Source organism: Marinimicrobium locisalis (genome assembly GCF_039822625.1).
In the GTDB taxonomy this organism is placed as follows: domain Bacteria; phylum Pseudomonadota; class Gammaproteobacteria; order Pseudomonadales; family Cellvibrionaceae; genus Marinimicrobium; species Marinimicrobium locisalis.
Window position 1 is genome coordinate 125,436 of sequence record NZ_JBDLLG010000011.1, and the last position, 20,116, is coordinate 145,551.

The 20,116-nt window shown below is 58.5% G+C and carries 13 protein-coding genes; 10 read left to right on the forward strand and 3 right to left on the reverse strand.

The window, feature by feature from the left end:
* Positions 1-55: 55 nt before the first annotated feature.
* On the forward strand, positions 56-1,681 hold the full coding sequence (locus AAE514_RS08800) for an NAD+ synthase (protein ID WP_347331158.1): 1,626 nt from the start codon (positions 56-58) through the stop codon (positions 1,679-1,681).
* A 66-nt stretch (positions 1,682-1,747) separates the two neighbouring features.
* Here AAE514_RS08800 and AAE514_RS08805 read toward each other — a convergent pair whose 3' ends face one another.
* Positions 1,748-2,662, reverse strand: coding sequence for an outer membrane protein assembly factor BamD (locus AAE514_RS08805; protein ID WP_347331159.1), 915 nt, complete (start codon positions 2,660-2,662; stop codon positions 1,748-1,750).
* A gap of 148 nt (positions 2,663-2,810) precedes the next feature.
* On the opposite strand from AAE514_RS08805, the gene rluD reads away from it, so the two are divergent.
* The 3 genes from rluD to clpB all read left to right on the forward strand — a co-directional run bounded on the left by rluD (position 2,811) and on the right by clpB (position 7,348).
* Positions 2,811-3,758: a 23S rRNA pseudouridine(1911/1915/1917) synthase RluD gene (gene rluD, locus AAE514_RS08810; RefSeq protein WP_347331160.1), complete on the forward strand. Its 948-nt coding sequence runs from the start codon at positions 2,811-2,813 to the stop codon at positions 3,756-3,758.
* Between the two features lie 83 nt (positions 3,759-3,841).
* A complete protein-coding gene (gene pgeF, locus AAE514_RS08815) occupies positions 3,842-4,603 on the forward strand; it encodes a peptidoglycan editing factor PgeF (RefSeq protein ID WP_347331161.1) in 762 nt (253 codons plus the stop codon).
* Positions 4,604-4,702: 99 nt separating this feature from the next.
* Complete coding sequence (gene clpB / locus AAE514_RS08820) at positions 4,703-7,348, forward strand: ATP-dependent chaperone ClpB (protein WP_347331162.1); 2,646 nt, start codon at positions 4,703-4,705, stop codon at positions 7,346-7,348.
* A 32-nt stretch (positions 7,349-7,380) separates the two neighbouring features.
* On the opposite strand, the gene AAE514_RS08825 is transcribed toward clpB, so the two are convergent.
* Complete coding sequence (locus AAE514_RS08825) at positions 7,381-7,806, reverse strand: DUF4124 domain-containing protein (protein WP_347331163.1); 426 nt, start codon at positions 7,804-7,806, stop codon at positions 7,381-7,383.
* Between the two features lie 485 nt (positions 7,807-8,291).
* Between AAE514_RS08825 and AAE514_RS08830 the strand changes: the two genes are divergently transcribed.
* From AAE514_RS08830 to AAE514_RS08845, 4 genes are all read left to right on the forward strand, one after another.
* The gene (locus tag AAE514_RS08830) at positions 8,292-10,028 is read left to right on the forward strand and encodes an acetolactate synthase 3 large subunit (RefSeq protein WP_347331164.1); all 1,737 of its coding nucleotides are present in this window, start codon (positions 8,292-8,294) and stop codon (positions 10,026-10,028) included.
* The gene (gene ilvN, locus AAE514_RS08835) at positions 10,028-10,519 is read left to right on the forward strand and encodes an acetolactate synthase small subunit (RefSeq protein WP_347331165.1); all 492 of its coding nucleotides are present in this window, start codon (positions 10,028-10,030) and stop codon (positions 10,517-10,519) included. The genes AAE514_RS08830 and ilvN overlap by 1 nt, the downstream gene beginning before the upstream one ends.
* Before the next feature lie 416 nt (positions 10,520-10,935).
* Positions 10,936-14,100, forward strand: a complete 3,165-nt coding sequence (locus AAE514_RS08840; protein WP_347331166.1) for a TonB-dependent receptor — start codon at positions 10,936-10,938, stop codon at positions 14,098-14,100.
* A gap of 55 nt (positions 14,101-14,155) precedes the next feature.
* Positions 14,156-16,783 (forward strand): cellulase family glycosylhydrolase, encoded by a 2,628-nt coding sequence (locus tag AAE514_RS08845; RefSeq protein WP_347331167.1) that lies wholly within the window; start codon positions 14,156-14,158, stop codon positions 16,781-16,783.
* 61 nt (positions 16,784-16,844) lie between these two features.
* Here the strand turns inward: AAE514_RS08845 and ilvY are convergent, their stop codons facing one another.
* The gene (gene ilvY, locus AAE514_RS08850; protein WP_347331168.1) at positions 16,845-17,717 is read right to left on the reverse strand and encodes an HTH-type transcriptional activator IlvY; all 873 of its coding nucleotides are present in this window, start codon (positions 17,715-17,717) and stop codon (positions 16,845-16,847) included.
* A 154-nt stretch (positions 17,718-17,871) separates the two neighbouring features.
* On the opposite strand from ilvY, the gene ilvC reads away from it, so the two are divergent.
* Together ilvC and pssA are read left to right on the forward strand one after the other, a co-directional pair.
* Positions 17,872-18,888 (forward strand): ketol-acid reductoisomerase, encoded by a 1,017-nt coding sequence (gene ilvC / locus AAE514_RS08855; protein WP_347331169.1) that lies wholly within the window; start codon positions 17,872-17,874, stop codon positions 18,886-18,888.
* 183 nt (positions 18,889-19,071) lie between these two features.
* The gene (gene pssA, locus AAE514_RS08860) at positions 19,072-20,022 is read left to right on the forward strand and encodes a CDP-diacylglycerol--serine O-phosphatidyltransferase (protein ID WP_347331170.1); all 951 of its coding nucleotides are present in this window, start codon (positions 19,072-19,074) and stop codon (positions 20,020-20,022) included.
* Positions 20,023-20,116 lie beyond the last annotated feature (94 nt).

Here is a 20,116-nt window from a genome sequence, read left to right on the forward strand (position 1 = left end):
TGGCGGACAATACGGTTATCAATCGATAGCAGTTTATCAGGACACGGACCCCATTATGTCAACTTTGAGTATTGCTCTGGCTCAAATCAACCCCTTGGTGGGGGACATCCCCGGCAACACCGAGAAGGTAAAAGCCTATGCCGAACGCGCTCAAGCCCTGGGCGCCGATGTCATCCTCTTCCCCGAGCTGACCCTCTCGGGCTATCCTCCGGAAGATTTATTGCTTCGCCCCAGCTTGGCGCTTCGTATCGACCGGGCGCTGGAGCAGCTAAAACAGGCGGGCCTGCAAATTACCCTGGTGTTGGGGTATCCGCGGGTGGTGGCCGGCCGGGTGTTTAATATGGCCGGTGTCATTGAGCAAGGCGAGCTCGTGTGTGAGTACGCCAAGCAATGCCTGCCCAACTACCAAGTGTTTGATGAGGTTCGCTATTTCGTCCCAGGCGATAGTGCCTGCGTCTGCGACCTCAAGGGCGTGCCGACGGCCATTACCATCTGCGAGGATATCTGGCAGCCGGGGCCGGTGGAGCAGGCCCGGGAGGCGGGCGCCAAATTGATGCTTAATCTCAATGCCTCGCCCTTTCATCGCGGAAAACCGCGAGAACGGGAACAGTTGCTGGCCGAACGGGCCCGGCAGGGGCACATGCCCATCGTTTACGTCAATCAGGTGGGGGGGCAGGACGAGCTGGTTTTCGACGGCGGCTCCGTCGCGGTAAATAGTCAGGGCGAGCTTTGCCGTCGTCTTCCGGCCTGGGAAGAGTCCCTCGAGCTGCTTCAAACCAGCTGGCACGAGGGCGCCCTTCACGTGGGCCATCAGGCCATGGCACCGCAACAGGAAGACCTGGAATCGGTTTATCAGGCGCTGGTGGCCGGCACCCGGGATTACGTCAACAAAAACCGTTTCAAGGGCGTGGTGCTGGGCCTCTCCGGGGGCATCGACTCGGCGTTGACCTTGGCCGTCGCCGTGGACGCATTGGGCCCGGAGCGGGTCACCGCCGTCATGATGCCCTTTCGCTATACCGCGGAAATCAGCCAGACGGACGCCGCGGAGCAGGCCCGGCGAATGGGTGTCCCATACCACTCCCTCAGCATCGAACCGATGTACGAGGCGTTTATGACGACGCTCGCCCCCATGTTTGAAGGTAAGAGCCAGGATACGACGGAGGAGAACCTCCAGGCCCGCTGTCGCGGGGTGATACTGATGGCGCTCTCCAACAAGAACGGCGATCTGGTGCTGACAACGGGCAATAAAAGTGAGCTGGCCGTGGGTTACTCCACGCTCTACGGCGATATGGCGGGGGGCTTCGACGCCCTCAAGGATGTGCCCAAAACCTTGGTGTTCGAGCTCGCCCGTCATCGTAACCGCACCGAGGAGGTGATCCCCCCCAGAGTCATCAGCCGGCCGCCCTCGGCCGAGCTGGCGCCGGATCAGAAAGACGAGGACAGCCTGCCGCCCTACGACGAGCTGGACCAAATCTTGGAACAATACGTCGAGCACGACCAGAGCGCGGAAGCCATCATTGCCAAGGGATTTCAGCGAGAGGATGTGGAACGGGTGGTCCGGCTGGTGGACATCAACGAATACAAGCGTCGTCAGGCGCCCGTTGGCGTGCGCATAACCCAACGGGGCTTTGGGCGGGACCGCCGCTACCCGATTACCTCGGGCTGGAAGCTGGGCGAATAACCTTGAGATACTGGCCGGATCGCCCGACGCATTGAAGCGCCGGTGCTATCCGGTCGCCCGGCTGGTTTATACCTCCGACGGCGGTGCCGGTGGCTCCTTCTCTTTATACTCGGGATTGTACTGCTCGCGGCTATCAAAGCCGGAGGGCTCACGCTTGTCGAACAAGCCGAACGTGATGAGGCTCAGCCAGCTGCGTTCGCCGCTGTCGGCACTGTACTGGTAGTCAAAACTGCCGTCCTCGTTCAGCGCCGGGTGGTCCGGGTAGTTGAGCGCCAGCATTTCCCGGAACTGATCAGACAGCTCCGGCATGTCCAATAGGTGATACCCCTGTACCAGCACGGCCAGGGCGTCAGGCACCGCCGGGGTCCGGTGGTAGTTTTCCAGCACGTACCGCCCGCGGTTGGTGGCGGCCATGTAGGCGCCGCGCTTGAAGTAATAGTTGGCAACGTGAACTTCGTAACGGGCCAGTAGGTTGCGCAGGTAGAGCATGCGGCGCTTGGCATCGGACGCGTAAATGCTGTCCGGGTAGCGTTCCAGCAGCTGGGCGAAATGCTCCAGAGAATCCCGCGCGGCGCCCGGGTCGCGCTGAGTTAAATCCGTGGGTAGAACCCGCTCGAACATGCCGCGCCCTTCGGTAAACGAGGCCAGCCCCTTCATATAATAGGCGTAATCCACATTGCGGTGCTGGGGATGCAAGCGTATAAAGCGGTCGGCGGTGGCGGCCACCATGGAGGGGTCACCGGAGCGGTAGTAGGCGTAAATCAGCTCCAACTGCGCCTGCTCGGCGTAAGTGCCGAAGGGAAAATTTTCCTCCAGTGCCTGCAGATTGCTGATGGCGGTTTCCCACTGGCTGCGGTTCATTTGTTCCTGCGCGGCCTCATAAAGGTCGGCCTCGCTGGTATACTCGGGTTCCTGGTCGGTATTGGAGCAGGCGACCAATGCCAGGAGGCCGCCGATCATCAGGAGTTGCAGGACGCGCATAGGGTTCAAAACTCGTTCACGATTTAAAGGTCAGTTGGCCCAGTGTCGGCCCCCTGGAACAGCGGGCTATTAAAACACAGAGCGTGCGGATACCAAAGCGCCCCAGAAAGCGGGCCCGCGCGCCATAATGTAGAGGTAATCGCGCCCAATGGCGGATCAATTGCAACAAAGTGCTCGCGTGCCCCCCGATATGGGCGGCATGCGTTTCGACCAAGTCGCCTCTGGGTTGTTCCCGGAGTTTTCGCGCGCCCGTCTTCAAAGCTGGATTCGGGACGGGCAACTGACGCTGAACGGGCGCAAGGCCAAGCCCAAAGAGCGCCTGATCGGCGGCGAGGAGCTCCAGCTTGAAGCCGAGTTGGAGCCCCAGGGCGAGTGGGAGCCCGAGGAAATCGATCTGGACATTGTCTACGAGGACGAAGATCTTCTGGTGATCAACAAGCCGGCCGGGTTGGTGGTGCACCCGGCGGCCGGCAACCACACCGGAACGCTGTTGAACGCCCTTCTGCATCACTGCCCGACGATAGAGGGCATTCCCCGGGCCGGTATCGTGCACCGCTTGGACAAAGACACCACCGGCTTGATGGTGGTGGCGAAAACGCTTTCCGCCCACACCGATCTGGTTGATCAGCTGCAAGAGCGAATCGTTAGCCGCGAGTACGAAGCGGTGGCGGTGGGCACCATGACCGGTGGCGGAACGGTGGAGGCCCGTATCGGCCGCCACCCCAAGCAGCGCAAGCAAATGGCGGTGGTGGAAGAGGGCGGTAAGCGCGCCGTCACCCACTATCGGCTGGTGCAGCGCTTCCCCTCCCATACGCATATCCGGGTTAAGCTGGAAACCGGACGGACCCACCAGATTCGCGTGCACATGGCCCATATACGTCACCCGCTGGTGGGGGATCCGGTCTATGGCGGGCGCTTTAAAATCCCCAAAAGCGCCAGTGATGATTTGATCGAGACGCTCAAAAGCTTCCCCCGACAGGCTCTTCATGCGGCCAGTCTCGGACTGGAGCATCCGGTGACCGGAGAGTACTGCGAATGGACAGCCCCTTTACCCGAAGACTTTCAGTCGCTGCTTGAGGCACTTAAAGCCGGGTAGCGGGCCGTTGAACATGAGGTACGCTGGCGTTTGATTAAGGGCCGCTACCACCGGCTGAACTGATTAATGACAGGACGCTTCCAATGCCCACACCAGAGTTGATAGTCCCGGACTGGCCCGCTCCGGCGCGCGTCAAGGCCGCCATCACCACCCGCCGAGGTGGGATCAGTCACCCGCCTTACAGTGAGTGGAATCTCGCCCACCACGTGGGCGATGACGAAACGCGCGTGAGCCATAATCGCGCGCTGCTTCGGGAAACACTCCAACTACCCCGGGAGCCTCAGTGGTTGGAGCAAATTCATGGGACCTCCGTGGTAGAGGCAAAAGATGACGGCCGGGTTCGAACCGCCGACGGGGTCTTTTCCGACCAGCCGGGCCTTGCCTGTGCGGTGCTGACCGCGGACTGTCTGCCCGTGCTGCTGTGCAACCGGGCGGGCACCCGCGTCGCCGCCCTGCACGCGGGCTGGCGGGGCCTGGCGGGAGGCATACTGGCGGCGGGGGTTGCGCGTTTCAGCGAACCGTCGGCAGAGCTGATGGCCTACCTCGGCCCCGCGCTTTCCCTGCCCCGTTTTGAAGTCGGGGTGGAGGTGCTGGAAGCCTTTTTCGAGGCGGCCCGCAGTGAAGCTCATACCGACGCCATGGCGGCGGCGTTTCAGCCCGGGCATCGGCCTCTGCATTTTCAGGCGGATTTATACGCCCTGGCCCGGGCCGAGCTCACGGCGTTGGGTGTCTCCCAAATCCATGGCGGTGATTTTTGTACCGGCGCTCAGGATGACCTTTTTTACTCCTATCGGCGGGATGGACAAACCGGTCGTATGGCCAGTTTGATCTGGATCAACCCCTGATCCAAAGACGGCCCCCATCCCTTGCTTTTCGCCCCGGCGCCCCCATTCTTTAAACCATAAGCGGTAATAGCCAACGGTATTGAGTGAGGCACCACATCCATGCGAATCGATCGACTAACCAACCAACTGCAAACAGCCTTGTCGGACGCCCAGTCTCTGGCCGTCGGGCGCGACCACAGCCAACTGGAGCCCTACCACTTATTGCAGGCCCTGCTGGATCAGCAGGGCGGAACGACCCGTTCGCTCCTGGCCCAGTCTGGTTTCGATATGACCGGCCTGCGCAACGAGCTAGGTAAGCAGCTTGAAAATCTGGCAAAAGTCCAGAATCCCACCGGGGAGGTGGGCATGTCCCAGGAGCTGGGGCGTGTCCTCAACCTGGCGGACCGCCGGGCGCAAAAAGCGGGGGACAAGTTTGTCTCCAGTGAATCAGTGCTATTGTCGGCCATGCTGGATGGAGAAAGCTCGCTCGGCAAGCTGCTGAAACAGTTTGGCGATGCCAAAAGCCTGGAGCAAACCGTCGAAAAAGTGCGCGGCGGAGAAACCGTGGATGATGCCGATGCCGAGGGCAATCGCCAAGCCCTGGAAAAATACACCCTCGACCTGACGGCCCGGGCGGAAGCCGGCAAGCTGGATCCGGTGATCGGCCGGGACGATGAAATTCGCCGGACCGTTCAGGTTCTACAGCGGCGCACGAAGAACAACCCGGTTCTCATCGGCGAGCCCGGTGTGGGCAAAACGGCCATTGTCGAGGGGCTGGCCCAGCGGATCGTCAATGGCGAGGTGCCCGAGGGGCTTAAGAACAAGCGGCTGCTCTCGCTCGACTTGGGGAGCTTGCTTGCCGGGGCCAAGTTCCGTGGTGACTTTGAAGAACGTTTGAAATCGGTATTGAAGGAGCTGTCCAAAGAAGAAGGCCAGGTCATTCTGTTCATTGATGAGCTGCATACCATGGTTGGTGCCGGTAAGGCCGAGGGCTCCATGGACGCGGGCAATATGCTCAAGCCGGCCTTGGCTCGAGGCGAGTTGCACTGCGTCGGCGCCACAACGCTGGACGAATATCGCCAGCATATTGAGAAAGACGCGGCGCTTGAACGGCGTTTTCAGAAAGTACTGGTGGATGAGCCCAGCGAAGCAGACACTATCGCCATTCTCCGGGGGCTCAAAGAGCGCTACGAAGTACACCACGGGGTCGATATTACCGACTCGGCCATCATCGCCGCCGCCAAATTATCTCAACGATATATCACCGATCGCCAGCTCCCCGACAAAGCCATCGACCTAATCGACGAGGCGGCCAGCCGTATCCGCATGGAAATTGACTCCAAGCCGGAGGAAATGGACCGCCTTGAGCGTCGGCTGATTCAGCTGAAAATCGAACGCGAAGCGGTGAAGAAGGACGAGGACGAAGCGAGCAAAAAACACCTGGAAAAAATCGAAGAGGATATTGACCGGCTTGAGCGTGAGTATGTCGACCTGGACGAAGTTTGGCGCGCCGAAAAAGCGGCGCTTCAGGGCTCTCAGGAAATCAAAAGTAACCTCGAGCAAGCCCGGCTCGATATGGAAGCCGCTCGCCGCGCCGGTGACCTGGGGCGCATGTCCGAGCTGCAGTACGGGGTGATTCCGGAACTCGAGAAGCAGCTCGATATGGCCAGCCAGGTCGAAATGATGGAGATGAAGCTCCTGCGCAATCGGGTTACCGAGGAAGAAATTGCCGAAGTGGTCTCCAAGTGGACCGGCATTCCCGTGGCCAAAATGCTCGAAGGCGAGCGCGATAAGCTCCTGCGAATGGAGGAGGCGCTACACAAGCGAGTTATCGGCCAGGACGAGGCCGTCGTGGCCGTGTCCAACGCGGTGCGCCGCTCCCGCGCGGGCCTCTCCGACCCCCACCGGCCCAATGGTTCGTTCCTCTTTCTGGGCCCAACCGGGGTGGGCAAAACCGAGTTGTGCAAATCCCTGGCGGAGTTCCTGTTCGACAGCCAGGAAGCCATGGTGCGGATTGATATGTCCGAGTTTATGGAAAAGCACTCCGTCGCTCGCCTGATCGGGGCGCCCCCGGGTTATGTCGGCTATGAAGAGGGGGGCTACTTGACCGAAGCCGTGCGCCGGCGTCCATACTCGGTATTGCTGCTGGATGAGGTGGAGAAGGCCCATCCGGATGTGTTCAACATTCTATTGCAGGTTTTGGAGGACGGCCGTCTGACCGACGGGCAGGGCCGGACCGTGGACTTTCGCAACACCGTAATCGTGATGACCTCCAACCTGGGTTCCGACCGCATCCAGGACTTGGCGGAAGACCGCTCCTACGACACGGTCAGCTTCGATCAGGAGCAAACCGGAGACTCCCTCGGCAACGAAAACCGCTACCAAGCCATGAAAGCCGCGGTAATGGAGGTGGTCGGCGGGCATTTCCGCCCCGAGTTTATCAACCGGGTAGACGAAGTGGTGGTCTTCCATCCGCTGGGGCGCGAACAGATTCGGGGTATCGCCGATATTCAGCTCAGTCAGTTGCGCAAGCGCTTGGCGGAGCGTGACTTGACGTTGAGCCTGGATGATGACGTGATGGACAAGTTGTCAGAGGCCGGCTTTGACCCGGTCTATGGCGCCCGTCCGCTCAAGCGCGCCATTCAACAGGAGGTTGAGAATCACTTGGCGCAAGCGATCCTCGAAGGGCGCTTTGTTCCGGGGGACAATATCCACGCGGTCTTAAAAGGGGACAGGCTGGCCTTTGAGAAGCGGGCTCCGCAGTAATGGGGCCCGATGAAGAGGGAGGAAGCTAGCGCTTAGCAGGCTTCCTCGACGATTTGCTGGGCGCGTTCGGCGCGCTCCGCTTTGTCTTCTTCGCTCAGGTAGCGGCGGCTGCCATCCTCGGTTTCCTCCGCAATGCGGCCACCCTGCTCCAACAACCGCAGGTTCTCCCTGGCCCGCTGACAAGCATCGTCCCGCTCGGCCTGGGTGGGCCCGCGGTTTTCCTCGCGGGGCTGCTCCTGTTCCGGCGTCTCTTCCTCGGGGTATTGGGTGGCATAGTCCACCGGTTCGCTGTGTCCGGTCTGGGTTCGTAATTGATCGGCTTTGCGGTTTTTGGGCGGGTGCGAGGTAAAGTGGGTGACACCGTCATCATCCACCCACCGGTACACGTCCTCCGCCAGAGTGGGCAGGGCGGCGAGGCCGGTCATCAGGGCCGCGGCGAGTGGCAACCAGATTCTCATGGGTTTCCCCTTTCAATGTGTGACGATCGAAATACAGAAGCAATAGGCGCACTATAGCGCTCTCCCGCCCCTGGAGGAAGTATTCGCCCCCGGATTGACGCCGCTTGCGCTGAGAAATGTGACTTCGTTGGCCAAGCCTCTGAATCCTCTTGACTTTTGCGGTTATCTTGCGAACAATACGAAGTTCGCAAGATGGGTCGTAGAGTGAGCCGACAACCTCGGAGCCAGTCTCTACAGCGGAAGGCCGACCCGGCCTCCGAACCATCCGCAACCGCGAAGGCGCGTTAACCTACGTCGCCTGCCCGAAGCCCACCCGCAATGGCTACCCGCGCGGGAGGACGGGGAATCCCCAGACTGAGTCGATATGACATAGCGACGATGCACTCCTCCTGCTCCGAAAGGGCGGGCCAGGCGTGGCTTCGTGGTATGTGGTTGCGTGCGATAGCGAAGCTCATACATCCATTGCAATTCAGAGAGGTTACCCAGTGGAAATGCTATCAGGCGGTGATATGCTGCTCCGGGCCTTGAAAGACGAAGGCGTCAAGCACGTTTTCGGCTATCCGGGCGGCGCGGCTCTGCATATTTACGACGCCATATTTCGGCAAAAAGACGTTAAGCACATTCTGGTGCGCCACGAGCAGGGCGCCACCCATGCCGCCGACGGCTATGCCCGTGCGACCGGTGAAGTGGGCACTGTGCTGGTGACGTCCGGCCCGGGCGCGACCAATGCCATCACCGGCATTGCCACCGCTTATATGGACTCGATTCCGATGGTAGTGATTTCGGGGCAGGTGGTCTCGGAGCGCATTGGCGAAGACGCCTTTCAGGAAACCGACATGGTTGGCGTCTCGCGCCCGATCGTAAAGCACAGCTTTATGGTCAAAAGCGCCGCCGATATTCCGGAAATCGTTAAGAAGGCCTATTACATCGCCTCCACCGGCCGCCCCGGCCCGGTGGTTATTGATATTCCGAAGGACATTACCGCTCCGGGCCAGACTTTTCCGTACGAATACCCGGAGAAGGTCAAAATCCGATCCTACAACCCGGCCACTCGCGGTCATACTGGCCAGATTCGCAAAGCGGTTCAGTTGCTGCTCGAGTCCAAGCGCCCGGTTATCTATGCTGGCGGCGGCGTGATTCAGGGCAACGGCTCCGAGTTGCTGACTAACCTGGCCAAGGGACTGAACTTTCCGGTAACCAACACTTTGATGGGGCTGGGTTGCTATCCGGGCACCGACCGGCAATTCCTGGGCATGTTGGGGATGCACGGCACCTTCGAAGCCAATACCGCCATGCACCACAGTGATGTCATCCTGGCAGTGGGCGTGCGTTTTGACGACCGGGTGACCAATACGGTCAGCAAATTCTGCCCCAACGCCAAAATCATCCATATCGATGTGGATCCGGCCTCCATATCCAAAACCGTGGCGGCGGACGTGCCCATTGTGGGCTCCGTTGAGAGTGTTCTCACGGAAATGCTCGCCATGGTCAAGGAAAGCAAAGAGCAGCCGGACGGCGAGGCCATTAAGGCCTGGTGGAAGCAGATTGACGAGTGGCGCCAGCGCCACGGGCTGTATACCGCCCCGCGTTACCGTACCGACGGGGACGCCATTATGCCGCAAGATGTTATTCGCACCCTGCACGAAGTCACCAAGGGCGATGCCTACGTGACCTCGGATGTCGGTCAGCACCAGATGTTCGCCGCTCAATATTACTTGTTTGATAAGCCCCGGCGCTGGATCAACTCCGGCGGTTTGGGCACCATGGGCTTCGGTTTGCCGTCCGCCATGGGGGTGCAGATGGCCCATCGCGAGGCGATGGTGGCCTGCGTTACGGGCGAGGGCAGCATCCAGATGTGCATCCAGGAGCTGGCGACCTGCACCCAGTACCACCTGCCGGTCAAGATCATCTGCCTGAATAACCACGCCCTGGGCATGGTTAAGCAGTGGCAGGACATGCAATACGAAGGTCGTTATTCCGAGAGCCTTTATGAGGAAACCCTGCCGGATTTCGTCAAGCTGATGGAGTCCTACGGGCACGTCGGCATGAAAGTGACGCGCAAAGACGAACTCAAAGCCAAATTGGAAGAGTGCTTCGCCATGAAAGACCGGGTGGTGTTTATGGACATCCAGGTTGACCAGAGTGAACACGTATACCCCATGCACGTCGCGCCCAGTGGGTCCATGCGCGATATGTGGCTGAGCAAGACGGAGCGCACCTGATGAAACGCATTATTTCTGTACTGATTGAAAACGCCCCGGGAGCCCTGTCCCGGGTCGTTGGCCTGTTTTCCCAGCGGGGCTACAACATCGAAACACTGACCGTGGCGCCCACCGAGGACGAAACTCTCTCCCGGATAACGCTGACCACTATTGGCGATGATCACAAAATCGAGCAGATTACCAAACACCTGAATAAGCTGATTGATGTGGTCAAGCTGGTGGACCTGACCGAGGGCGCGCACATCGAGCGCGAACTGATGCTGATCAAGGTCAAAGCCTCCGGCGCCCAGCGGGCCGAAGTGAAGCGCTGCGTGGATATTTTCCGTGGTCAGATTGTGGATGTGACCAGCTCGCTGTATGTGATTCAAATTACCGGCACCAGCGATAAACTGGACGCCTTCCTTCAGGCGGTGGGTGATGCCTCTATTCTGGAGGTGGTTCGCTCAGGGGTCTCCGGTATTTCCAGAGGGGAAAAGGTCCTCAGCTTGTAGTCCGCTACAAGTGCCAGGGCCAGGGAAGGCTCTTCGAATACTTCAAATGCTCGCAGTTATCGCTTACGGCTATAAAAAGCGCCCCGCCTTAGTTTAAAAAAGATACCTTCCGGTTGAAATTTCTGCCATTCCCGCATTGCTATCCGCAAAGGGTTGCGCTACGATTTCTGTAATCGGTTACAGACCCGGTGCGGGATCCTCCTTTAATCCAGGGGGAGCTTCGCCTCAAAAATGGAACCGGTTACAAGAAAGGCCGCAACAGTAAACAATAGCGGTCGAGAATAATAACGGAATATTCAGACGATACCACCAAAGCAACGTGACTCGGCCCACCACTGGCTGGATTCACTTAAAACCAGAAAAAACGGTTGTTCGACATCCGAATTTAACAATAAAGCAGCATGAGGAAACTCCGTATGATCTATCGCACAGGGTTCAGTCCCACTAAAACCGCCTTGGCTTTGGCGATCGGGTGCGCTTTGGGGAGCGCATCCGCAACAGCTCAGAGCCCGGACAACGCCGACGATACGGCCCTCCTGGAGGAAATCATCGTCAAGGGGGTCAGAGCCTCCCAGGCCAAAGCCATTGATATCAAGCGGGACTCGGACCGCATCGTTGACTCCATTGTGGCCGAGGATATTGGTCGGCTGCCGGACACCACCATTACCGACTCTTTGCAGCGAGTCACTGGGGTTCAGATCACTCGCGAGGCCAACGAAGGCACCAGCCTCAATATCCGGGGCATGCCTCAAGTGCTCACCACGCTCAATGGCGAGCAGTTTCTCAGCCCCAAGTCCATTACCGGTGTGCAGCCGGATTATTCAGATATTCCGGCGGGCCTGATGAGTGGGGTCGACGTTTTTAAATCCCAAAGTGCGTCCATGCTCTCGGGCGGGGTGTCCGGCGTGGTTGACCTAAAAACGTTCCAGCCCCTGGCGCTGGATGCAGGTTGGACCAGTCGTGCACGGTTGGAGGCAGCCCAAGGGCAGCGCTCGAAAAACGAGATGAAGGATGACGGCACTCAAGGAACACGCGACCCCGACCACAGCGTCAGCGTGATGCTGGGCTACAACCATGACGATCGCCTGGCGGTCTACGCCAACGTGAACCATTCCATCTCCAACGCGGCCAACTATTCCATATGGAACGGGCACCGGCTGGGCTTTCTCGAGTCGCAGGGGGGCGCGCCGCTACCGGTGGGGCCACACCCGGTTAATAACACCCCGGACTTTAGTGGCTCCGGCAACCCGAATGATTGGTACATTGTCCCGGACCGTTACAGCGCCAACAGTCAGTTTATGGAACGGGAGCGTACCGGTGGCACCATCAGTGCGGAATGGGAGATCAACGACAACTTCAATTTGAAAGGGGACGTTTTCTACACCCGCATGGACCGGTATGACCGCGGTGTCAGTGCGGGCTTTAACGGTGCTAGTACGCCCGAGTCGTTTGAAGAGAATGGCGCGACGGCGCTTTTTCCGGAAGACGTCTACAACGTGCTTCAGCCCTCCGGGCACACTCAGGTGGAATATGGGGCCACGGTTGCCGCCCCCGACGGGAATGGCAATCGGGTGGACCACGACCTCTACTATGTCACCGTGGCCGATATCTGGTCCGCCGATTTTCAAACGCGCTCCACCAACGATATTGAAAAAACCGCGGCGATCAATACCAACCTGGAGCTGAACTACACCAACAACGACAACCTGACCGCGAGCCTACGGTATATCCATGGCGAGGCGGAAAGCCAGACCCGCGAGGCCACTTTTCAGCAAGGCACGCCCGCCTGGTTGTGGGTAGATGAAGACGGTGATGAGGGTAAGGATCCTGTGGAGGGGTATCACGTAATTGTGGATTACCGGCCCGAGTATCCCGAATTTTCCTATCAGGGCGCCAGCTTGGCGGACCCGGCCGTCCTGGATCAGTACCAGGGTTTTGCCGAGGGCACCAACCTTGAAGCGGAGCTGGATGTGGTTCGCGGCGATGTGAGTCTGCAGTTGGATTGGGGCGTGGTTGAGTCCGTTGACTTCGGCTTGCGCCACGGCATTCGGGAAGCGAAGAGTGATCGTTTCGAATACGTCACCGCCACCGGGCGCTACACCAATTGGGAGGACCCGCGCGTCCCCGCCGACCTGCGCTACAAGCTTCTTCCCGGCAACCTGGTCTGGCAACGCTATCCCGATTGGCGAAAATTTGATTACTCAGACACCAATGTCAACTTAGTCGAGGTTGGTGGTTTGGAAGACAACGGGTTTAGCGGTGATGATACCGTGGTGTTTACCGATTTTGGGCCGATTAAGGGCTTTGAGGACGGGGTGGCCGCTCTGAACCCCGATGCGTGGGATAGCCCCTACGACTTTATGAGCCGCCTTTACGGCGATGTTCGCACCGTCGAGAATCCCGGCTTTACCTATGATGTTGAAGAGGCCAGCACCTCCGCTCATGTTCAGGCAAACTTCGCGGACTTTGACCAAGGGCTTTTCGGCATTTCCTACTCCGGCAATGTGGGTTTGAAGGTGGTGCAAACCGACCGGACGGTGATCCGCAACGACGTGCCGGAAGTCCTCGATATGTTCAACTCCATCGGGTATGACGACTGGCAGAAGCTGGCTTTTGTTTATGGCACGCAAACCGATAAGGTGAACTTCACTGATGTGTTGCCTTCGGTCAACCTGAACCTTTTCCCCACCGACCATACCACCATACGTTTTGGCATTGCCGATACCATGACTCGAAATGATCTGGATAGAGTCGGCTCCAGCTTGAGCCTCTGGTATCAGCGTTGCGCAAAAACCGACGAGAATGGCGAGCCGGTTATGGTCTTCGGCCCTTCCGGCGAAGTGCAAGACGACGTCGGTTGTGTTGGCGGTGGTGAGGACCGGGGCAGCCCCGATATCGAACCCTGGAAGGCGACGGTTTACAACGCTGCCGCCGAGTGGTATTTCGCGGAGAACGCCATTCTGGGCGCCGGTCTTTTCCTGATCGATGTGGAAACCGCCGTGGAGCAATCCCAGGAGCAGCGCGCCTTCAGGGACCAGGACGGCATTGATCGCGGGCGCCGGGCGAACATTTGGACTACGCAGAACACCGAAGCCTCTGACCTCTATGGATTGGAAATTGGCTATAAGCAACCCTTCACCTTCTTGCCGGGAGAGTATCTTAGCGCGACCGGTATTGAGGCGAACTACACCTACTCGCAAAGTGAATCCCAATACACCGATATTGAAGGCGAGCATTTCCCCCTGCCGTCCAACTCCGAACATCAGGGTAACTTGATTTTGTGGTACGACAAAGGCGGTCTGAACATCCGCGCGGCCTATAACTGGCGCAGCGAGGAGTATATGGAGCGCTTTGAAGTCAACACCAATACCGCCGTGCTGGACATGGGCCAATGGCTTGAGCCTACCGGGTACCTGGACCTGTCCGTTAATTATTGGGTGAATGACAACCTGAGTTTTTACCTGAACGGTACCAACCTGACCAGCGAAAGCCGCCGCAGCTATGCGCAGTGGGAAGGGCACTTCCGCTCGCTGTGGGTGCAGGAACGTCGTTACGCAGCAGGGGTGAGCCTCTCGTTCTAACGGGGTTTGAGGTCAGGTAGATAAAATAGATCAATAAAAATTCTTGGAGTTAACTATGAAAAAGCAAATTGGCTATTTAGCGTTCGCCGCTTGCATGCTGGGGTTGCAAGCTTGTGGAGGCAGCATGTTGGGAACCCCCGACTCGGAAAAACATAAGTTGGTCCCCGATCCGGTAGAAGGCAATGAGGGGCGTCCTCGTCCCTCTGAAAACGCGCCGGTTATCACCTCCGACGAGGATCGTATTGTAGATGCAACGGGCGAGCCCATTTTGTTGCGGGGTGTGAATCTGCAGTACGGGGAGAACCCAATTGATCGCATCAACAGCATTACGTCGATTCGGGAAGTGGGCTCGAACGTCATTCGTCTGCAATTGCGCGCCGAAACCACGGGTGAGGAGCTGGAAGCCGCGCTGATGACCGTGGTCGAGGAGGGAATGATCGCGGTCATCTCCTATTGGGAGCCCGAGGTAGCCTGTGCGGCTGATGACCAGGCGCTGTTTGGCGCGGTGAATAACCTCTGGCTGGGGGAGTGGATTGACGTGCTGGTTCAAGACCGCTTTCAGCCCCATATTATGCTCAATCTAGCGAGCCAGTGGGGCCCCACCGGCATATTCAACTCCTATAGCCAAGGCTATCGAATTTACATCGACAACTACAAAGCGGTCATCCGCCAAGTGCGTGACGCTGGCTTTGATAACCCGATCGTCGTGGATGCGCCTGGCTGTGGGCGGGATTACTTCGCGTTCCTGGGCAACCGAGGACGTGAACTGTTGGCCGCGGATGATCAGGAAAATATCATTCTCTCGGTGCACGGCTACGGCTCCCGCTGGGGAGACGGTGATGATGTGGCCGAAGCCATGGCGGCGCTTGAGGGTGAAGATATGCCCGTTCTCATGAGCGAGTTCGGCGATGCCAATATGGAAGAGGATGATGTGGACCATATGGAGATTATGGTTCAGGGGGCGGGCAATCGCGCCGCGGGCTTGCCGGTGGATTGGCAAACCGAGGCGGATAAGGCCGCGTATCGGGTAACGCTTGAGCAGCCCATGAGTGTATATGGCCGCGAAGTCAGCATGGACGTATTTCTGGCCGCCGCCTACGTCGAATCGACGGAAGGGGTTTTGGGGCTTCAGATGTATGTGCGTGATGGTGAAGGGCGTTATGCCAACCTGGGGTGGAATACCGCTGATGCGCAAGAAGCGGATGGTTGGTCGACCCTGACCCGGGTGATTGAGAATAACAGCTCGTTCGGATGGGCAGAGGAGGGCTTTGACGGCTCTGCTGTGACCCAGATCGGTCTCGAGCTTATTGGCAACGGCAAAAGTCCCGAGGTGGGTGGAGAGATTCGCATCGATAACATTAAAGTGATCGAAGCCTCCGTTCCCGAGACGCTTCGCGCCTGGGACTTTGACAGTGGTGTTGCGGACTGGGGGCCAGCTTCATGGGAAGATCCGCAAACTCAAGTGTCGGCTCAGGATGGGGCCTTGGCACTGACCCGTGTCGACGGTGATCAAGAAGTTCTCGCGCTCTCCGGTCCTTTGGACGGTATCAGTTACGACGGCCAAATCGAGATTACCATGGACGTACTGGTACCTGCCGCCTATCAGGCGGGGAGCCCCGACCTCTATTTCACCGTTCTGAGTAATAGTGCCGGCTGGCAAGCGGCGGACTATCTCGGTGCAGGCAACGTGACCTTCGGTGAATGGACATCGGTTACCTTCAGCGCTGAATGGGCCGGGGGCTCGGATCTCGGTATCCAAATGGGAGGCCTTGCCGGCAGCGTGGAGTCAATCCTGGTGGACAATATCACTGTTAAAGGGCTGCCCGAGGAGCAAACCGCTTTTGAGTGGGGTACCCAGTACCAGTCAGATTTCAGCGCCGATACGGACGGCTGGAGCGTTCTGGGGTGGCACGCTCTGCCGGTGAGTGTTACGGCGGAAGAGGGCGCCCTGGTGATTGAACCTCGTCCCTCCGAGGCGGGTGATGCTTCCGATGATGATAACCGGACCATTGCCGTACAGAAGACGGATCTGGCCTCGGTAGAAAATTTCAACTTGAACAGCCAAGAACTGGTCATGACCGTTAGCCTGATGCTGGATGAGGCCTACTCCAGTGCGCCGGAGGATTTCGAGTTCCGAGTGTTTATCCAGGACTCACAGTGGGAAAACCACACAAATGTGGCCGTTTGGACCCTCGAGGATCTGGCGCCCGGTGAGTGGGTGACTCAGGAGTTTGAGATGGTGCTGCCCGAGGCGTTCGAGCGCAACGGTATTCCTCAGCATTTCGGCTTCCAGGTATACGGTATTAGCGATATGCCGGATGCCCCCATCACCGTGGGTGAGGTGCGCATTGAAGGTGATATTCCGCTGGAGGTGGAAGAGGATGTGGTTGAGCTGATTGACTTCCACTATGACGAGCACTTCGAGATGTTGGGCGTTGACTTTGTCGAAGGTGGGTTGGTCGCCGAAGACCTGGAGGCGGAGATCACCGCTGTACAACGCACTGAACCGTTCGGCTGGCTCGCTTGGTCCTGGGTCGGAAACGAAGAGGAAAAGGCTGTGCTCAACCTCTCCAACTCCGAGCAGACCAGTGTGGATTTGACCGAGCGCGGTATGCAAATCATCAGCGGTAAAGGCGGTCTGGAAGAAACCTCCGTTCCGGCCAACTTTCCCGCGAGCGAGTAACACATCGCCCCTTTTTGATGTGGAGCTCTGAAGCCCTTGCCCCCGCTTAGCGGGGGCCTTTTTATTTCACCTGCCCCCAAAGCGCTGAAACAATCGGACTTTTCAGTCGCCGCTGGAGCACGCAAATCCCCGTTTCAAACGGCCCTAGGTCCGGCTGCTCTTCAAGAGGAGTGACGCGGTCTCGTAGCGGGCTGTTTCGCAACACAATCTCGGGCACCAGTCCCAGACCGAACCCCAAGCTCACCATGCTGACAATGGCCTCATTGCCTTTCACTTCCGCGTAAATTTCCGGGGTTACCCCTTGCTGCCGGCACCAGTGGTCGAAGCGCTCTCTTGCCAACCCCTCCTCGGGAATAATCACTGGCCACTCGTGCCACGGCCGTTCCGCGTGAGTCTCCTTCGGCAACAGCTGATGGTCGGCGGGCTCAATCAGTAACAGTGGCGACTTGGCGATGGACTTGAACTCCAGGTTGCCCGGCACTCGATCGGGGCGGGCGGCGATGGCGATATCCTCTTGCCCGGCGGTGATGCGTTCGATGGCCTGGGCGGGATCGCCGGTATGGAGCTTGATGGCGATTCCCGGGTAGCGCCCCCGGAACCGGGTCAGTAGCTCATGAAGGAAGCTGTAGCTGGCGGTCACGGAACAGTAGATGCTCAGTTGCCCGCGCAACTCCCCGGCTTCTGTATGCAGGGCTTCCTGAAAGGTTTCCCACCGCTGCAGGCTTTCCCGGGCGAACCGGAGGAAGTGCTCACCCTCGGGTGTCAATGCGACGGAGCGGTTGTCCCGTATCATCAGAGGCGTTTGCAGCTCCTCCTCCAACTGCTTCAGGTTACGGCTGACGGTGGAGGGGCTTACGTGGCACTGGGCGGCCGCCCGACCGAAATGGCGGGCGGTGGCCAACGCAATATAGAGTCGTAGCTTTTGGGGGTCCACAGTCCGCTCCTCAGTGGCTATCGGTTTTTGCTGATTGTTGCCAATAATGCAACAATAAGTTGCGAATATATCATTTTACGTTACGTTCGTTTTTCCTTAAACTGCCGGCTTCTCAATCCCTCGCACAGTTTTACACTCAACCAGGAGATTCTTTATGCACGTTTATTACGACAAAGACTGCGACCTTTCCATCATCAAGGGCAAAAAAGTGGCCATTCTGGGCTACGGCTCACAGGGGCACGCCCACGCCAATAACCTGAAAGACTCCGGTGTAGACGTGGTGGTGGGGCTGCGTGAAGGCTCCAGCTCCGTGGCCAAGGCCGAAGGCGCTGGCCTGAAAGTGGCCAGCGTGGCAGACGCCGTTAAGAGTGCCGATGTGGTCATGGTGCTGACCCCGGACGAGTTCCAGTCGGCTCTTTATAAAGAGACCATCGAACCCAACCTGAAGCAGGGTGCCACCCTGGCTTTCGCTCACGGTTTTGCCATCCACTACAACCAGGTGGTTCCCCGTAAGGACTTGGACGTCATCATGATCGCTCCGAAGGCGCCGGGCCACACTGTGCGCACCGAGTTTGTGAAGGGCGGCGGCATCCCCGACTTGATCGCAATGTTCCAGGACGCTTCCGGCAAGGCCAAAGATGTCGCCCTGTCCTACGCGTCAGCCATCGGTGGTGGTCGTACCGGCATTATCGAAACCACCTTTAAGGACGAGACTGAAACCGACTTGTTCGGTGAGCAGGCCGTGCTGTGTGGCGGGACCGTAGAATTGGTTAAGGCGGCGTTCGAAACCCTGACCGAAGCGGGCTACGCACCAGAAATGGCCTACTTTGAGTGTTTGCACGAGCTCAAGCTGATTGTCGACCTCATGTACGAGGGGGGCATTGCCGATATGAACTACTCCATCTCCAATAACGCCGAGTATGGGGAATACGTTACCGGCCCACAGGTCATCAATGATCAGTCCCGCGAAGCCATGCGCCAGGCCCTGAAGAACATTCAGACCGGCGAGTACGCCAAGCGCTTCATCAGCGAGGGCGACCTCAACTACCCTGAAATGACCGCTCGTCGTCGTTTGAATGCGGCGCACCCGATTGAGCAAGTGGGCGAGCGCCTGCGCGCTATGATGCCCTGGATTGGCTCTAACAAAATCATCGACAAGACCAAGAACTAAGCGGGTATTGTCCAGACGCCCAAGGATGGGCGCTCCCCCTTCTGCCTGTTTGCCTTCCTTGATCACTCTTCTTTCCTGTTCGGTCGCCTGCGCTGTTCTCCCTCCGCGGACCCTCTGAACCGCCCATGTTTTGCGGCCTTTCGTGTACTATAGTGCTCCTGCGATCCCCGAAACGAGGTGACTATGAGCGCAAAAGATACAGAGCGTCCACAGGATGAAACGGAAGCCGACGAGCAAAGCTTTCTACCCTTTGATGAGCACATAGAGGAAGTGTCGGAAAACGGCAAGAAGGTGCGCCACAGGGGGGTTTACTTCCTTCCCAACCTCTTTACAACGGGCGCGTTGTTTGCCGGCTTTTACGCGATTATTTCCGCCATGCACGGAAACTTTGCCAGCGCGGCCATCGCTATTTTTGTTGCCATGGCGCTCGATGGGCTCGACGGGCGGGTCGCTCGACTAACGAACACCTCCAGTGCCTTTGGTGAGCAATATGACAGCCTTTCGGATATGGTCTCCTTTGGTCTGGCGCCGGCATTGGTTATGTTTAGCTGGGCGTTGTCGGGGCTGGGGAAGCTCGGCTGGGCCGCGGCCTTTATTTTCGCCGCCTGTGCCGCCCTCAGGCTAGCGCGGTTTAATACTCAGATCGGCAAGGTGGATAAGAAGTACTTCGTCGGCCTGGCCAGCCCGCCCGCGGCCGCCATCATTGCGTCCATTGTTTGGTCTGGCCATTCCGGTGAAGTGGCGGCCCCCACCGCCGCCGTAGCGGCTCTGGTGACAGCCATTGCCGGCCTGCTGATGGTCTCGAACGTTCGCTATTACAGCTTTAAGGATATCGACTTTCGGGGGCGCGTGCCCTTTGTGGTCATGCTTTTGGTGGTGGGCGTCTTTGTAGTGGTTAGCCTCAACCCTCCCTTTGTGCTCCTGTGTATGTCTGTTACCTATGGCATTTCCGGGCCCGCGGTATGGCTGTGGCGGCGCCGACGCATCTTTCGCTCGCGGGCGGCCAGTCGCGATGCCGATAAAAAGGGGCGGGATGAGAGTCATCCCGACATAAAGGTGGAAGAAGTGCGGGCAGAGGAGGCGCCGGAACCCGACGAAGCATCCCGAACAGGGGGCAAGCCGGACCTTCGGTAAGCGGTACCGCCAAAGGATGAATTGGGCGAAGTAAAAAAGTTTAAAAAAGGGCTTGCGTGGTCCGTCATTGATCCGTATAGTTCGCGCCTCTTCC

What these genes read in the sequence shown, in the direction of transcription:
- AAE514_RS08800 (WP_347331158.1), top strand. Translation starts at nt 56, where the DNA reads ATGTCAACTTTGAGTATTGCTCTGGCTCAAATCAACCCCTTGGTGGGG.
- AAE514_RS08805 (WP_347331159.1), bottom strand. Translation starts at nt 2,662, where the DNA reads ATGCGCGTCCTGCAACTCCTGATGATCGGCGGCCTCCTGGCATTGGTC.
- rluD (WP_347331160.1), top strand. Translation starts at nt 2,811, where the DNA reads ATGGCGGATCAATTGCAACAAAGTGCTCGCGTGCCCCCCGATATGGGC.
- pgeF (WP_347331161.1), top strand. Translation starts at nt 3,842, where the DNA reads ATGCCCACACCAGAGTTGATAGTCCCGGACTGGCCCGCTCCGGCGCGC.
- clpB (WP_347331162.1), top strand. Translation starts at nt 4,703, where the DNA reads ATGCGAATCGATCGACTAACCAACCAACTGCAAACAGCCTTGTCGGAC.
- AAE514_RS08825 (WP_347331163.1), bottom strand. Translation starts at nt 7,806, where the DNA reads ATGAGAATCTGGTTGCCACTCGCCGCGGCCCTGATGACCGGCCTCGCC.
- ilvN (WP_347331165.1), top strand. Translation starts at nt 10,028, where the DNA reads ATGAAACGCATTATTTCTGTACTGATTGAAAACGCCCCGGGAGCCCTG.
- AAE514_RS08840 (WP_347331166.1), top strand. Translation starts at nt 10,936, where the DNA reads ATGATCTATCGCACAGGGTTCAGTCCCACTAAAACCGCCTTGGCTTTG.
- AAE514_RS08845 (WP_347331167.1), top strand. Translation starts at nt 14,156, where the DNA reads ATGAAAAAGCAAATTGGCTATTTAGCGTTCGCCGCTTGCATGCTGGGG.
- ilvC (WP_347331169.1), top strand. Translation starts at nt 17,872, where the DNA reads ATGCACGTTTATTACGACAAAGACTGCGACCTTTCCATCATCAAGGGC.
- pssA (WP_347331170.1), top strand. Translation starts at nt 19,072, where the DNA reads ATGAGCGCAAAAGATACAGAGCGTCCACAGGATGAAACGGAAGCCGAC.